Source organism: Bacillus sp. 5B6 (assembly GCF_000259405.1).
Taxonomy (GTDB): Bacteria; Bacillota; Bacilli; order Bacillales; family Bacillaceae; genus Bacillus; species Bacillus velezensis.
Genome location: NZ_AJST01000001.1, coordinates 2,665,989 through 2,680,870, shown reverse-complemented (window position 1 = coordinate 2,680,870; position 14,882 = coordinate 2,665,989). Strand labels below are relative to the sequence as shown.

Genomic DNA, 14,882 nt, shown 5'->3' with positions numbered 1-14,882 from the left:
ATAGAAATTGCACCGCGGGCTTTGGTATACTTAACACCATAAAGATGAATGGGAGTGTCACACATTGAAAATAAATGAAATCAGCACAGCCGCACTGGAAGAAAAATTAAAAGCGGGAGAAGAGCTGTATCTGATTGATGTCAGAGAAGACGAAGAAGTTGCCGAAGGAATGATTCCGCAGGCCGTTCACATCCGCATGGGAGACATCCCTGAGAAGATGGATGCGTTAGACAAGGACAAGGAATATGTATTTATCTGCCGTTCCGGAAAAAGAAGCATGAACGTTTGTATGTATTTACATGAGCAGGGCTTCCGTACGGTTAATGTTGAAGGCGGCATGCTGGAGTGGGAAGGCGAAACAAAGCCGAAGAAATAACGCTTTGAAGTGAAGAAGAAAAAGGACGTGCGTCTTTTTCTTCTTTTTTTATAAAAAAACGGGAGGCGAATCAGGTGAAACCGATGATCCGCGCGATGAAAACAAACGATATCAAACAGGTCCGGCAAGTCGCAGAACGCAGCTGGCATCATACGTATGAAGGGATTATTCCCGGACACATTCAGGATCAGTTTCTCGAATCGGCCTATCAGGATGAGATAATGGAACGCCGGCTCTTGCATTCTCTGTTCTTTGTGGCAGAAGAAGAGGGACGAGTGCTCGGTTTTGCAAATGCCACCCCGGTTCAAAAAGACGGAAATGCGGAGCTGACCGCCATCTATATTGACCCGGATTGCCAGGGAAACGGGATAGGCACGGCACTCCTTAAAGAATGCATCAGGCAGTCCGGCGGGGTAAAAAAGCTTTATGTCCATGCAGAAAAAGAGAACCGCATCGCCTTGTCCTTTTATCAAGCGAAAGGGTTTCAATGGGTATGTGAATTTGAAGAAGATTTTAAAGGACACAATTTACAGACGGTCAAACTGGTGCTGAACATATAAAGCGATCCAGCCCGCCCAGGACCGGATCGCGAATGATCAGTGATAAGCCGGAAGCCGGTCTTTGTGCGCTTCGAATAAGTCATCACACAAAGATATGATGTCATTCATGGAAAGCTCGGCGCTCGTATGCGGGTCAAGCATGGCCGCCTGATATACAGCTTCCTTTTTTAATGTAACGGCCGCTTCGATGGTTAAAAGCTGTGTGTTAATGTTTGTTCTGTTGAGCGCCGCGAGCTGCTCCGGAAGTTCGCCGGAATAGCACGGCATAATGTGGTTTTTGACGGCTGTGCAAGGCACTTCAACGACCGCTTTCGCCGGCAGATTCGGTATCAGCCCGGTATTCAGCACATTGCCGCCGAATGTGAACGGTTTGCCCGTCTCCATCGCTTCAATAATTCTCGAACCGTATTCTTTTGAGCGTTCGTGCGTCAGGTTTTGGTTGTTGATGATGCCGTCTCTCATCGTTTCCCAATTGTTGATTTGTTCCGCGCATCTCTTCGGATATTCATCAAGCGGAATTTGGAATTCATCTATCAGCTCCGGATACCGGCTTTTTATAAAATACGGGTGATATTCGGCATTATGCTCAGATGATTCCGTCACGTAGCAGCCGAATTTATCCATCAGCTCAAACCGCACCATGTCCTTATGTTTCGTCTTTTGTTTTTCGCGTGCCCGTCTTTTGATTTCAGGATATAAATCAATTCCGTCTTTTTTAATCTCCAAAAGCCAAGCCATATGGTTGATGCCGGCAATGCGTTCTTCCGTACCTTCGGGATCCATGCCGAGTGAGTCAAACAGATCTTTGGTACATACCTGGACGCTGTGGCACAGGCCGACCGTTTTGACATTTGTATGTCTGAGCATCGCTCCGGTCAGAGAGGCCATCGGATTTGTATAGTTTAACAGCCACGCATCCGGGCAGACCTCTTCCATGTCTTTTGCGATGTCAAATAAAACGGGGATGGTGCGAAGGGAACGGAAAATGCCGCCTATTCCGACGGTATCGGCAATCGTCTGGCGGAGACCGTACCGCTTCGGGATGTCAAAGTCAATGACCGTCGCGGGTTTATAACCGCCGACCTGAATGGCGTTTATCACATAGCCGGCGTGTGTAAGCGCCTGTTTTCGGTCATCGTAGGAGATGATGGATATACTCGTATTGTAGCGGTCTCTCATGTTTTCCAGCATGAGCTGGGATTCTTTCAGCCGTACAGCGTCAATATCATAAAGCGCGAATTCAAACCCGTTTAATGCTTCAGTCAGTAAGCAGTCCCCCAGTACATTTTTTGCGAAAATCGTGCTCCCCGCTCCGATAAACGTAATTTTCTTCAACAGAAATTCCTCCCTTTTCTTCTCAGCCTTTGACCGCCCCGGAGGACAGCCCTGAGATAAAATATTTTTGAAGCGCCAAAAACAATACGACCATCGGCAGCATCGCCATAATTGCGGCTGCGGCGACTAAGTGAAGATTGTTCGCATTTTCGCCGAAGAATCCCGCCATGGCCACGGTCAATGTCTGCACCTTTTGATCTTGTAAAAAGAAAATCGCAAATTGGTAATCGTTCCAGATAAACACGCAGGAAATAATGCAGACCGTTGCGGTAATCGGTTTCAACAAAGGAAACACGATCGTATAAAAAGTCCTGATCAATCCCGCGCCGTCCATCCTGGCGGCTTCCTCAAGCTCTTTCGGAATGGAAGAGCGGATAAACCCTGAATATAAGAAAACGGTCAGCGGCATATATGCAGCAGTATTAATGAGAATGGCTGCCGCATGCGTATTGATCAGCCCTGCATCAGCGACCATCTTGTATAAAGGAACCATGGAAGTCAAAGGCGGGATGATCATGATTGAAATCAAAAGGCCAAAGACGATTTTGTTCAGCTTTGTATTTCTTCTTGCGAGCGGATATGCGGCAAGCGAACCCATGAAAATTAACAAAGCGGCGGAAACGGCTGTAATGATGATCGTGTTCAGAAAGGATTGCCCGAGAGAGGCACGTTCCCATGCTTCACGAAAATTCTGAAATGAAAAGGCGGATGGCAGCGACCATTTTGAACTGTAGTCTCCTTTTGCTTTTAATGACGTGGTCAGCAAAATATAAAAGGGGACAATATGAACGCACGAGATAACGGCTGCCAACAGCGTAAAAATCCGCATTCGGGCTGTTTTCATGACATTTCCGTCTCCTTTCGCTTGAAATACACGAGCGCCGAAAAGCTGATGACAAGAATAATGACGGACATAAACACGCCTTGGGCGGCGGCATATCCCGCATCCTGCCGTTTAAAATATAAATCATACATAAACGTCGACATCGATTGAGAGGAATTGCCCGGCCCGCCTGCGGTCAGCGCGAAAATGACATCAAACAGCTTCAGCCCGCCGATGATATTGATGACCATGTTGATGGTGACAGCCGGCATCAATAAAGGCAGGGTGATGGTGAAAAACGGCTGAAGACCTCCCGCGCCATCCATTTTTGCAGCTTCGTAATAATCTTTCGGAATGCTTTGCAGCCCCGCCAAATATACAATCATCGCAATGCCTGCGTATTGATACGTGTTAATCATGACGATAATCCACGGGTTTGCCGCAGGGCTTGCCAAGGCGTTGACAGGACCGATTCCCAGTGCGGCAAGCACATCATTCAGCGCACCCCCGTCATATGAGAAAATAAAATACCAAATGTATCCCATTATCAGCGGACTGATAATGACGGGCAAGTAGACGATCGTTCTTGTGAGCGCCTTCATTTTTAAGCTCTGATTCAAAAGCAGCGCATATAAAAGTCCGAGCATATTCTGAAAAAAAGTGCTTCCGATGCCGTAAAGCAAAGTGTTTTTCACAACAAGCCACGTGTCCGGATCTGTAAAAAGCCTTTTATATTGAGTGACCCCCACCCATTGATGCGTCTGTGAGAAGCCGTTCCAGTTTGTAAATGTGATAAAAGCGCCTTTGACAAACGGAAAAATCATGAAAATAAAAACCGTGGCAAGAGCGGGAACGTACATCCACCATAGTGACGCGGGTTTTACCGGCTTTTGATGTTGAAATCCTTGGGTTTCTCTTGCAAGATCACTCATTCTTTTTCAGCTCCCTGTGAATCAGATTGAAGCCGGAGCCGCTTATATTCCCTGCCGAGTTTCGCTGAAATTTCAGCGGGGGTTAAGATATCGGCCATCAGCTCCTGCCCGGCTGTTCCCATCACATCCCACATTCCGTTCGGCAAATAAAGGCGGTCAAAATAAGGCTGCACCTTAATATGCTGATAGCGCTTATAGTCATTTGCGTAGAAAATGTCCGTTTGCACATTCACTAATCCGGCCGGAAGCGAGGTCGCTTCGGCAATTGATTTTGCATGCTCGGGGCGGGCCATAAATGCGATAAACTGTTTCGCTTCTTTAAGCCGCGGGGAATCCTTGAACGCCGCCAGCGTGTAACGTTCGCCTCCGATCCAAACCGGCGCGTCTCCCTTGTGGACGGCCGGGGTCGGTATGATGCCGACTTTTACCTTCGGATTGATTTGAGCGACATCTTGGCCGAGGGTGCCGCCCTGCAGCGTAAAGGCGATTTTGTTTTGCGCCATCAGTTCAATGAGCTGGGACCGTTTTGCCGTCACGGCATCTATATTGAGCAGGTTTTCCTTTTGCATCTCTTTCAGTTTGTCAGATAAATAGGTGAAGTGTGTCCAGCGGAAGGTTCCGTTTAACAGTTGTTTTTTGTAACGGTGTGCGGGATCTGTGATGAGAAGCGGTGCGGCGAATTGATCGTAATATTGGGCAAATGAGCTTTTCTCATAGCCGGCAAACCAGAAGGGGGTGACTGTTCCGCCGCTTTTTTCTTTAATCTGTCTCAATGCCTTCATAAAATCATCCATTGTTTCCGGTGGTTTTATTCCGTATTTTTCCAACAGCGTGCGGTTGTAGGCCAGTCCGTCCTTTGCCTGATTCAGAGGGAAGGCGTATATTCTGCCTTTGGCGTCTTTGAGCATGCTGTTTAAATTCGGATCGAGCCGCTTCGTCCAAGACATGCCGCTGAGGTCGGCGGTATATTCTTCGTAGCGGATTTTGGCCCAGCCGTGTGTGTCGAAAAGGTCGGGCATGTCACCGGCTGCCATTCTGACCCTCATCATATTTTCGTAGTCATTGCCTGGGAAATGAACGTTTACTTGAATGTCCGGATGTTCTTTTTGGAATGAATCAGCCAACTTTCTGAATACGGCGCGTTCGCTGTCTGAGGATATGGTGGAATAGACTGTCAATGTTTTCTGCTTTTCTCCGGCGCCGCTCTGTTCTGCCGAGCAGCCGGGAAGGATCATGCAAGTAAAAGAAAGAAACAAAGCCAGTAAGCGTTTCATCTTTTCCTCCTTTAAATATGATATAAACGCTGCGGGACACGTCACCTCCTTTCTTGTGAGCCGCAGCTTTGTCTGACAATCAATGAAGTGGGGAGCGTCACGGCCAGCGGGACGGTTCTGCCGTTTAAACGGTCGAGAAGCAATTTGACACCCGTCCGGCCCATCTCTTCCGTGTATACTTTTACCGTTGATAACGGCGTGCTGGCGTATTCTGCCTCATCAATTCCGTTGAAGCTGACAACCGCCGTATCGCGCGGGACTTGAAGGCCGGCTTCCTGCAAGGCTTTTAAAGCGCCGACAGCCATCGAATCACTTGCGATAAAAAAGGCATCGGGGAGACTTCCGCCTTTGATGGCTTCATTCATCAGCCGGAACCCTTCGTGCATGCTGTATTCGCCGATCAGTACATGCTCCGGCTCGGCGCCGGCCATTTGTAAGAAAGCGGTCAGACGCTTATCCTCAATCGTTTCATTGCTGTTTACACCGTCTATGACGGTATGCTCCCGCTCCCGGCCGCCGATATAACCGAGCCGCTGGTAACCGAGCGACAGAAGATGTTCTATCGCCTTTTGCGCTGCGGCATAAAAATCCACGCTGACGGAATCGTAGCGGGCGGGATCGGGGGTGCCGTTAACAAATACCGCGTGCCTGAAAGCGGCGCTGATATTCGTAAGCGCCTCGTCTTGCAGGCTGCCGATTACGATCACGCCGTCCAGTTCGTGAAACATATGCTCTTGAAAAGAACCGAGATGGATAGAAGATGTGATAAAAACTTTTTGCCGAAAGCATTCTTCCTCAATGCCTTTACGGATCGCTGAAAAATAAGGATCCTGCCGTTCTTCTTCGGGTGACAGGCAGCTGACAACGCCGATCAGGGGCGCTGAATCGCTGCGGCTGCGGTTCTTCCGTTTTTTTGCCGACGGCTGATAGCCCAGCTCATCAGCGATCCTCAGAACTTTTTCTCTTGTTTCATCAGTCACGGCTAAAGAGTCATCCTTATTCAAAATTCTCGATACTGTCGCGCTGGATACAGATGCCTGTAAGGCAATATCTTTGAGACGGACCATTTCGCATCTCCTTTTTACTAAATATTTACTAAACAGCAATGACCTGGTTATTGTTAAAGTGATATTATCATACGTGAGTAAGCGTTTTCAATAACTATTTTCGGTTACTTTTAGTAAAAATCAGTAAAAAAGAAAATCTGTTTTTCTCTATCATATTTCAATTGAACCGGAATAAATTGATAGAGAAAGGAGAGGGTGATGTGCTGAAGATAGCTGTTTTTGATGAGGAGCATGAAAAGGATCTGCAGACTGAAGTCAATACATTTTTAAAGGGGATTTCTGATGAACAGCTCGTTGATATTAAATATACGGTAGCGGCGGCCTGTGATCCTGAAGGTGAGCAGCTTTATTGTTTTTCCGCTCTCATTTTATACCGAAAATAAAAAAGCCCGGACGAAATGCCGGGCTTCTTTGTGCATTATGCTTTTTTGACGCGGGGACTTCTCGGTTTTTGGTATTTCTCCGCTTGTTTGATTCCTTTTCGCTCGCTCGCTAATGACTTGTACAGAGACACAATCATCAGAAGAATCACGACTGAAAACGGAACCGCGGCGAGAATGGCCGTGTTTTGCAGTGCGGCAAGACCGCCGGAATATAATAAAACCGCTGCTACGGCAGACTGGATAATGCCCCAGATGATTTTCACCCGGTTTGAAGGGTCTAATGAGCCGTAAGACGTTTGCATTCCAAGCACAAATGTCGCTGAATCCGCTGATGTAATAAAGAATACAGCGATCAGAACAAGCGTTAATACGGATGTTACCATTGTCAGCGGATAGTGGCTGAGTGCGCCGAACAGCATCGTATCCGTTGACATTCCTGCGACATTGAATACGCCTTTCTGCTGAAGATCCATCGCGGATACACCGAAGATCGCAAACCATAAGAAAGCCAATATACAAGGTGTCACCAACACCCCGATTAAAAATTCCCGGATCGTCCGGCCCCTTGATACACGGGCGATAAAAATGCCGACAAACGGCGACCAGGATATCCACCAGGCCCAATAGAAAATGGTCCAGCTGTTAATCCATTCGCGTTTTTGGGGATCATTCGGAGACAAGCGAAAGCTCATCTGCACGATATTTTGGATGTATTGGCCGATAGAATCGGTAAATGAGTTCATAATCAGCACCGTCGGGCCTGCAATGAGCATAAAGATCATTAAAATAGCCGCGAGCGCCATGTTGGTATTGCTTAAGTATTTAATCCCTTTGCCGATTCCGCTCCATGCAGAAATCAAAAATAACACGGTCACGACAGCGATCAGGATCAGCTGAATAGAAAATGTTTTCGGAATGCCGAATAAATAATGCAGACCGCCGTTGATCTGAGTCGCTCCGAGCCCTAAGCTTGTCGCCACACCGACAACGGTCGCAAACACCGCGATACAGTCAATCGCTTTGCCGATCGGCCCGTTTACTTTATCGCCCAAAAGCGGTGTCAGTGTGCTGCTGATCAAACCGGGCGCGTCTTTTCTGAATTGAAAATATGCGATACATAAAGCGACAACCGCATAGATGGCCCAAGCGTGCAGCCCCCAGTGGAAAAATGTGTACCGGAGCGCATCACGAAATGCTTGGGGCGTTTCTGTTTCACCTGAGGGAGAGCTGATGGCGTAATGGCTGATCGGTTCCGCAGCCCCGTAAAATACCAAACCGATTCCCATGCCTGCGCTGAAAAGCATGGCAAACCATGATAATAAGCCGAATTCCGGTTTTTCCCCGGGTTTTCCGAGTTTTATTGTGCCGATCGGACTTACAATGAGAAAGAGACAGAAACCGACAAATATAGAAACGACCAGCAGATAATACCAGCCGAAAGAATCCGTAATAAATTTTTGTGCCGTATCAGTGACTTGCTGCAGGCTGTCAGGAGAAATGGCCCCCCATAAAACCGCAGCGGCTGTGATGACAATCACAATCCAAAAAACACTGGAGATGTTCTTCTTCAAACGTTCTCACCCTCTGACTATTTTTTTCAATACGCCATTTTGTTTTAGTATGGTCGTACGATTGCAGATCATTCCTTTCTTCCTATTCCCTCAATCAGGTGAAACAAAACGCAGAAAACTCTATCATGTTTTTGGTCAATTATCAACGGGGACGCTCAGGTAAGTGCGCTTTAAACCATTTAGAGCGAGCGTGAGAAACGTCCTGCATTCAAACCGGCAAGACGCCCCGTGACAAAGGCTGAAGTGATATTGTAGCCCCCGGTATAGCCGTGGATATCGAGTATTTCTCCGCAAAAATATAAGCCTTCCATTTTTTTTGACGCCATTTGTTTCGGCTCAATCTCTTTTACGGAAACACCTCCGCCTGTGACAAACGCTTTGTCCAAAGAAAGCGTTCCGTCAGCGGCAACCGTAAATTGTTTGCAGTCTTTGACGAAAGCCCTGAATTGATCCTTCGGCAGTTCCGTAAAGCTTGTCTGCGGATCAAGACCGTTCCGTTCCAGAAGAAAAAGCAGGTACCGTTCCTGCATCCACGGCTTCAGCGCGTTTTTGAGCGCTTTTTTCGGTGCGTCTTTCAGTTCCTTGTGCATCTTTTGAAATAACTCTTCCTCGTTGATGCCGGGAAACAGATCGATGCGGAGTTGGACCTCTGGCTGCTTTTTCAGTTCTTTGACGACAAATTGGCTGCAGCGGAGAATGGCGGGGCCTGACAAGCCGAAATGGGTAAACAGCATGTCCATCACGTGTGTGACGATTGGTTTGCCTTTTTTATTCAGGACGCTGACGGCCGCGTTTCTAAGAGACAGCCCCTGAAGTGTTTTTTGTTTAATAAACGGTTCTGACGACGTAACCGGCACTTCCGTCGGAAAGAGTTCGGTCACGGTATGACCGGCCGCTTCCGCCCATGCATAGCCGTCTCCGGTGCTGCCGGTATGCGGGACTGATTTTCCGCCGACCGCGATAATGACGGCGTCTGCGTTAATGTGTTCGTCATTGTTTGTCGTAATGCCCGCTGTCCTGCCGTTCTCGTACCGCACCTCTTTGATTTTTTCATTTGTGCGGATGGTGACATTCAGTTGTTTTAATCGGTTCAAAAGCGCATCGACAACGCTTTGCGCTTTGTCCGTCACCGGGAACATGCGCCCGTGGTCTTCTTCTTTCAGCTGAATGCCGAGTTTTTCAAAAAAGGCGATGATATCTTCATTATTAAATTCGGAAAACGCGCTGTATAAAAAGCGGCCGTTGCCGGGGATGTGTTTGATGATTTCTTCAACGGGGAGACGGTTGGTCACGTTGCAGCGCCCGCCGCCGGAAATCGCCAGCTTCCGTCCCAGCTTGTTTCCTTTATCGATTAATAATACGTCCGCCCCTTCTTCGCCTGCGGCAATCGCAGCCATTAAACCGGACGGGCCGCCGCCGATCACAATCACGTCATAGTGTTTCATATTTCATCAACAACTTTCTTTTTCACGTATAATAGGCGGAAATGTCCGCTTTCTGCTATTATAGCGAAAGAAAGGGAATCCTTAAACGTATTTTGTTTTTAAAGAGTTTTCCCAAAAAGTTTCCCGCTGTAATTATTACCGTCTAATTGCCCAGTTGTGTTAAAATAGAAAAGTTGAATCTTCGTAGAAAATGGTGATGAGGAAACATGTCAAGCAAATTGTTAAGGGGCACGTTCGTGCTGACGCTCGGCACCTATATATCGCGGATTTTAGGGATGATTTATCTGATCCCGTTCGGAGCGATGGTCGGAGCGACGGGCGGAGCTTTGTTTCAATACGGATATAATCAATATACACTGTTTTTAAACATTGCCACGATGGGATTTCCCGCCGCGGTTTCAAAATTTGTCTCGAAATATAATTCCAAGGGAGACTATGAGACGAGCAGGCGGATGCTGAGAGCGGGAATGTCGGTTATGCTCGTAACCGGGATGATCGCTTTTTCAATTCTTTATATTTCGGCGCCGTTTTTTGCGGAAACATCTCTCGGCGGCACGAGTAACAACGGACTTACGATTGACCACGTCGTTTATGTTATCCGGATGGTCAGTCTGGCACTTTTGGTCGTGCCGATTATGAGTCTTGTGCGCGGTTTTTTCCAAGGTCATCAGATGATGGGGCCGACAGCCGTTTCACAGGTTGTGGAGCAGCTTGCCCGGATCATCTTTTTATTGGGCGCCACGTATTTGATTTTAAGAGTGATCAACGGCGGCCTTGTCATCGCAGTCGGATACGCGACTTTCGCGGCGCTGATCGGATCATTCGGAGGGCTTGTCGTCCTTTATATTTACTGGAATAAGCGGAAGGGCGATCTTCTGGCGATGAAGCCGAATCTCGTCCCGTCTGCAAACTTAAGTTATAAAAAAATGTTCATTGAGCTTTTCAGTTATGCCGCTCCTTACGTATTTGTCGGACTGGCGATTCCTTTGTATTCGTATATCGATACGAATACGTTTAATAAAGCGATGATTGCGGCGGGTCATAAAGATATCAGTCAGGACATGCTAGCGATTGTCACCCTTTATGTGCCGAAGCTTGTGATGATCCCGGTTTCTCTGGCGACCGCTTTCGGTCTGACGCTGATTCCGACGATTACTGAATCGTTTACGAGCAGGAATTATAAGCTTTTGAACCAGCAGATTAACCAGACGATGCAAATCATTCTGTTTTTGGTTATTCCCGCTGTTGTCGGGATGTCCGTGTTATCGGGTCCGGCCTATACGTTCTTCTACGGCTCTGAAAGCCTTCGCCCGGATATCGGACAGGATATATTGTTCTGGTACGCGCCTGTCGCGATTCTGTTTTCTCTGTTTACCGTAAACGCGGCGATCCTGCAAGGGATTAATAAGCAGAAATTTGCTGTCGTGAGCCTTTTCATCGGCGTCATTATAAAAGTGGTGCTGAACGTGCCGCTGATCAAGCTGTTTCAGGGAGACGGGGCCATCTTGGCAACGGCGCTCGGTTATATCGCTTCTCTTCTGTACGGTTTTATCATGATTAAGCGCCATGCGGGCTATTCGTATACGGTACTTATGAAACGGGTCATTTTAATTGCGGTCCTGTCTGTCGTGATGGGAGTCGCGGTCAAGCTGACTCAATGGCTGCTCAGCTTCTTTGTAACATACCAAAGCGGCCAGGTGCATGCGGCGATTGTCGTCTTTGTCTGCGCCGCTGTCGGCGGTGCGGTGTACATGTTTGCCGCGTACCGAATCGGATTTTTACAGAAAATGTTTGGGAACCGTCTGCCCCGCGTTTTGAGGAGAGGCAGGCATTCCGCCCATTAAGAATAATGAATAGTCCGCTTATCGCGGGCTTTTCTTTTTAAAGGAGAGGATCAGGATGAGACTTGATAAGCTGCTTGCCAACAGCGGATTCGGCTCAAGAAAAGATGTGAAAAAAATCGTCAAGGCTGGGGCTGTCATGATTGACGGAGAGCCGGCGAAAGATGTGAAAACCCATGTCGATCCGGAAAAACAGGACATCACGGTATACGGAGAGCCGGCAGACTATCGTGAATTTATTTATGTCATGATGAATAAGCCGCAAGGAGTGCTGTCCGCTACAGAAGACAGCCGCCAGCAAACGGTGGTTGATCTGCTGACGCCTGAAGAACAGCGATTTGAACCGTTTCCGGCGGGACGTCTTGATAAGGATACGGAAGGCTTTTTGCTTCTGACCAATGACGGGCAGCTCGCTCATCGCCTGCTTTCTCCGAAAAAGCATGTGCCCAAAACATATGAGGTCCGATTAATTTCACCTCTGTCACCGGAAGACATCGTTCATCTGGAAAGAGGCGTCGTCATTGAAGGAGGCTATAAGACGAAGCCGGCAGCCGTTGAAATCATTACAGAAAGCCCGGATGAAACGGTGATTCACTTGACCATTACAGAAGGCAAATATCATCAGGTGAAGCTGATGGCAAAGGCTGTCGGAAATGAAGTGGCTTATTTGAAGCGGCTTTCGATGGGGGCTGTTTCTCTTGACCCGGATCTTAAACCGGGAGAATTCCGCGAGCTGACTGAAGAGGAGCTTGAAACGCTGAGAGGCGCTGAAGTGTAATCGATATCAGAAAAGCCCAAAACAGATTTGTTTTGGGCTTTTTATATAGAGGAACAAAAAACAAGGCAAAGACGCTGCTTTGCCTTGCAGCATGTCAGGCCGAAAAGGGCCTTATGTAATTGTTCGCTTAAGATGTAATTTTCACTTTTTTTCGTGTTGTCTCCCACTTGCCTCGGCTAGGACTATGAACAAGATCATTGTATGCTAACACATTTAAGTCTCGCTGAATGGTTCTAGGTGTAATGCCGAATTCATCAACCAGTTCCTGTGTTGTCACAAGGCCTTTTTCCTGGATGAACATGTAAACTGATTTAATCCGAGTCAGCATACGATTTGTTGAAGGTTTCAAAAAACCACTCCCTATCATAAGATCGGATGGACTTGATATACCACAACTTTCGACTCTAAAACTTCGTACGAATAAGCAACAAAGGATGACATTCTGTTTTTTCTCTTTTAACTGACTCCATTATACACGATATGGACAACATGAATCTAGGAATAAGCGCAGATAATTTTTTCCAAATAGGTGCCGCCTTGGTGCATTACTATGCCCGGTCCGCTTTTATTATTATGGAAACTGAAACTTTTTTTATACATGTCCGTATGAAAACGGGGGAGTGAGAAGTTTGGGAGAATTATTGAATGCAAACATTGTCTGCGCCGGTTATGCTGACAGGCCGAAGGTGATTTCTGATGTATCTCTGTCAGTCAACGCTGGTGAAATTGCCGGTTTAATCGGAGCGAACGGCGCGGGAAAAAGCACAGTGATAAAGGCGGTTCTCGGGCTGTCCCGGGATATAGAAGGCGGTATTGAGTGGAATGATTCATCTTATGCTTACATACCGGAGCGTCCGAGTTTTTACGATGAACTGACGCTTTGGGAGCACCTCGAGCTGACCGGGTCATTGCGGGGTATAGAAGGGGAAGAATGCCGTGAGCGGGCAGGGCGGCTGCTTGAAGAGTTTTCGCTGACGTCTGTAAAACATGATTTGCCTTCCGGTTTTTCAAAAGGGATGCAGCAAAAATTGATGCTCATACAGGCATTTTTGGCGAAGCCGGATATTTACATCATTGATGAGCCTTTTATCGGACTTGATCCGATCTCAACGAAGCTGTTTACCGACATGCTGATTGCTGAGAAAGAAAGGGGCGCGGGGATTTTGATGTGCACTCATGTTCTGGATACGGCGGAAAAAATCTGCGACCGCTTTTATTTGCTGGATCAGGGCGCTCTGCTTCTTCAAGGCACGTTAGAGGAGCTTCAGGAAAAAACGGGGAGCCGTTCACTGCTGGATTGCTTTTATTCAGCGGTTCGGAGCAGTCAGCGATGACCGGGCGGGCTTTGTTTTTTCAAAGGCTGTTTCATTATTGGCGGTATCAATGGAAGGTGTTTCAGACGGTCATTGATTGGACGGTCGCGCTGTATATCGTTCTTCCCGCTGCCGCATTTGCCGTTTATCAATATGCTGATTGGCTGAACGGCAGGGGGCTTTTTAATGGAGCGGCAGGAGTATTAGGATGGGGCTGGCTGTATGTATTCAGTGCCCTGATGTTGTGCACGGGTTTTATTCATACCTTTTTGCTGGAAGCGGATCACGTATTTTTGGTGCATGCAAAACATCTGATGCAAAAGCTGAAACGGTACGCGCTTTTGTATTCGATGCTCCTTTCCCTTATCAAATGGGGTGCGCTTGCCGTATTGTTATTTCCCTTATGGCGCCAGTACGGTGACTGTACCTTACCGGCATATTCAGGTATGTTTTGCTGTCTGTTCGGCTTCCATACCGCGATATTAGCCGTACATCGGCACAGAAAAAACAGCAGGCGGACATTCGGGAACCAGGCGGCGGGCTGGCTGAAAGTGATGGTTCTGATGGCGGGTGCGTTATTCATGATCGTCTTTGCCGCCGAATGGTATTGGCTTTGTCCGGCGGGATGTATATTGTTCATCTGTTCCGCTCTTTTGACTTGGAAAGGGACGGAGACATTATCAGCCTTTGAGGAAGAAGTGCTTGAGGAGAACAGGCGCAAGCTTTCATTCGCGGCCTTTGTTTTGATGCTCAGCCATGATGTGCAGCTCCCGAATGGTAAAAATAAAGGGCGGAGCAAGCCGTTTTTATATCCCGGCTCCAAGCACATCTTTACAAAACGGTCGGCGTATACGGCGTGGAAAGAATTGTTCTTTAAAGTGCTGATCCGAAACGGCGGGTATCTCCGGCAGCTTTACCTTTTAACCGCGGCTTTTACGGCTCTTATTCTCGTTCTTCCGCTCTTAGTGAAGCCGGCAGTCCTCATTTTGTTTGCGATCGTCAGCCGCTATGCCGCGTCGCTTTTATTTGACCGGATCACGGATAAACCGGTTTTAAGCGGTATCAAGAGAGACAGTGATGACTATTTCAGGGCGCGAAACAGCGCATTAACCGTCATACAAGTCATCTGTTCCGCCTGGTGTCTCATTGCCGCGATTCTTTCCGTTCTTTATATGTGAAAATCC

15 protein-coding genes are annotated in these 14,882 nt (G+C 47.6%); 7 read left to right on the top strand and 8 right to left on the bottom strand.

Features of this window, described 5'->3' with window-relative positions:
• Positions 1–64 precede the first annotated feature (64 nt).
• Positions 65–376: a rhodanese-like domain-containing protein gene (locus MY7_RS12555; RefSeq protein ID WP_007613212.1), complete on the top strand. Its 312-nt coding sequence runs from the start codon at positions 65–67 to the stop codon at positions 374–376.
• Between the two features lie 83 nt (positions 377–459).
• Positions 460–936 carry a GNAT family N-acetyltransferase gene (locus MY7_RS12550; RefSeq protein WP_080266219.1) on the top strand — a complete coding sequence of 159 codons (477 nt, stop codon included), beginning with the start codon at positions 460–462 and terminating at the stop codon, positions 934–936.
• 36 nt (positions 937–972) lie between these two features.
• Here MY7_RS12550 and melA read toward each other — a convergent pair whose 3' ends face one another.
• The 5 genes from melA to MY7_RS12525 are packed head-to-tail and all read right to left on the bottom strand — an operon-like array spanning position 973 to position 6,367.
• Positions 973–2,271 carry an alpha-galactosidase MelA gene (gene melA / locus MY7_RS12545; RefSeq protein WP_007613208.1) on the bottom strand — a complete coding sequence of 433 codons (1,299 nt, stop codon included), beginning with the start codon at positions 2,269–2,271 and terminating at the stop codon, positions 973–975.
• Positions 2,272–2,293: 22 nt separating this feature from the next.
• Positions 2,294–3,115: a carbohydrate ABC transporter permease gene (locus MY7_RS12540; RefSeq protein WP_007408803.1), complete on the bottom strand. Its 822-nt coding sequence runs from the start codon at positions 3,113–3,115 to the stop codon at positions 2,294–2,296.
• Positions 3,112–4,026, bottom strand: coding sequence for a carbohydrate ABC transporter permease (locus MY7_RS12535; RefSeq protein WP_007613207.1), 915 nt, complete (start codon positions 4,024–4,026; stop codon positions 3,112–3,114). Before MY7_RS12535 ends, MY7_RS12540 begins: the two co-directional genes overlap by 4 nt.
• The gene (locus MY7_RS12530) at positions 4,023–5,300 is read right to left on the bottom strand and encodes an ABC transporter substrate-binding protein (RefSeq protein ID WP_029326245.1); all 1,278 of its coding nucleotides are present in this window, start codon (positions 5,298–5,300) and stop codon (positions 4,023–4,025) included. Before MY7_RS12530 ends, MY7_RS12535 begins: the two co-directional genes overlap by 4 nt.
• A gap of 41 nt (positions 5,301–5,341) precedes the next feature.
• On the bottom strand, positions 5,342–6,367 hold the full coding sequence (locus tag MY7_RS12525) for a LacI family DNA-binding transcriptional regulator (protein ID WP_007613205.1): 1,026 nt from the start codon (positions 6,365–6,367) through the stop codon (positions 5,342–5,344).
• A 200-nt stretch (positions 6,368–6,567) separates the two neighbouring features.
• Here MY7_RS12525 and MY7_RS12520 point away from each other — a divergent pair, with 200 nt between their 5' ends.
• Complete coding sequence (locus MY7_RS12520; RefSeq protein WP_003152309.1) at positions 6,568–6,750, top strand: sporulation protein Cse60; 183 nt, start codon at positions 6,568–6,570, stop codon at positions 6,748–6,750.
• 35 nt (positions 6,751–6,785) lie between these two features.
• On the opposite strand, the gene opuD is transcribed toward MY7_RS12520, so the two are convergent.
• The gene (gene opuD, locus MY7_RS12515; RefSeq protein WP_007613202.1) at positions 6,786–8,321 is read right to left on the bottom strand and encodes a glycine betaine transporter OpuD; all 1,536 of its coding nucleotides are present in this window, start codon (positions 8,319–8,321) and stop codon (positions 6,786–6,788) included.
• A gap of 179 nt (positions 8,322–8,500) precedes the next feature.
• Entirely contained in the window at positions 8,501–9,766 is a 1,266-nt protein-coding gene (locus tag MY7_RS12510) for an NAD(P)/FAD-dependent oxidoreductase (RefSeq protein ID WP_007613200.1), read from the bottom strand.
• 206 nt (positions 9,767–9,972) lie between these two features.
• Here MY7_RS12510 and MY7_RS12505 point away from each other — a divergent pair, with 206 nt between their 5' ends.
• A complete protein-coding gene (locus tag MY7_RS12505) occupies positions 9,973–11,610 on the top strand; it encodes a putative polysaccharide biosynthesis protein (protein ID WP_007613197.1) in 1,638 nt (545 codons plus the stop codon).
• Between the two features lie 55 nt (positions 11,611–11,665).
• Positions 11,666–12,385, top strand: a complete 720-nt coding sequence (locus tag MY7_RS12500) for a pseudouridine synthase (RefSeq protein ID WP_007613195.1) — start codon at positions 11,666–11,668, stop codon at positions 12,383–12,385.
• Positions 12,386–12,512: 127 nt separating this feature from the next.
• Here MY7_RS12500 and MY7_RS19310 read toward each other — a convergent pair whose 3' ends face one another.
• On the bottom strand, positions 12,513–12,734 hold the full coding sequence (locus tag MY7_RS19310) for a DeoR family transcriptional regulator (RefSeq protein ID WP_003152337.1): 222 nt from the start codon (positions 12,732–12,734) through the stop codon (positions 12,513–12,515).
• Between the two features lie 280 nt (positions 12,735–13,014).
• Between MY7_RS19310 and MY7_RS12495 the strand changes: the two genes are divergently transcribed.
• Positions 13,015–13,719 (top strand): ABC transporter ATP-binding protein, encoded by a 705-nt coding sequence (locus MY7_RS12495; protein ID WP_014418670.1) that lies wholly within the window; start codon positions 13,015–13,017, stop codon positions 13,717–13,719.
• Entirely contained in the window at positions 13,716–14,876 is a 1,161-nt protein-coding gene (locus MY7_RS12490; protein WP_007613190.1) for an ABC transporter permease, read from the top strand. The genes MY7_RS12495 and MY7_RS12490 overlap by 4 nt, the downstream gene beginning before the upstream one ends.
• The last annotated feature ends 6 nt before the right edge of the window (positions 14,877–14,882 follow it).

What these genes read in the sequence shown, in the direction of transcription:
- MY7_RS12550 (WP_080266219.1), top strand. Translation starts at nt 460, where the DNA reads ATGATCCGCGCGATGAAAACAAACGATATCAAACAGGTCCGGCAAGTC.
- MY7_RS12540 (WP_007408803.1), bottom strand. Translation starts at nt 3,115, where the DNA reads ATGAAAACAGCCCGAATGCGGATTTTTACGCTGTTGGCAGCCGTTATC.
- MY7_RS12535 (WP_007613207.1), bottom strand. Translation starts at nt 4,026, where the DNA reads ATGAGTGATCTTGCAAGAGAAACCCAAGGATTTCAACATCAAAAGCCG.
- MY7_RS12530 (WP_029326245.1), bottom strand. Translation starts at nt 5,300, where the DNA reads ATGAAACGCTTACTGGCTTTGTTTCTTTCTTTTACTTGCATGATCCTT.
- MY7_RS12525 (WP_007613205.1), bottom strand. Translation starts at nt 6,367, where the DNA reads ATGGTCCGTCTCAAAGATATTGCCTTACAGGCATCTGTATCCAGCGCG.
- MY7_RS12510 (WP_007613200.1), bottom strand. Translation starts at nt 9,766, where the DNA reads ATGAAACACTATGACGTGATTGTGATCGGCGGCGGCCCGTCCGGTTTA.
- MY7_RS12505 (WP_007613197.1), top strand. Translation starts at nt 9,973, where the DNA reads ATGTCAAGCAAATTGTTAAGGGGCACGTTCGTGCTGACGCTCGGCACC.
- MY7_RS12500 (WP_007613195.1), top strand. Translation starts at nt 11,666, where the DNA reads ATGAGACTTGATAAGCTGCTTGCCAACAGCGGATTCGGCTCAAGAAAA.
- MY7_RS12490 (WP_007613190.1), top strand. Translation starts at nt 13,716, where the DNA reads ATGACCGGGCGGGCTTTGTTTTTTCAAAGGCTGTTTCATTATTGGCGG.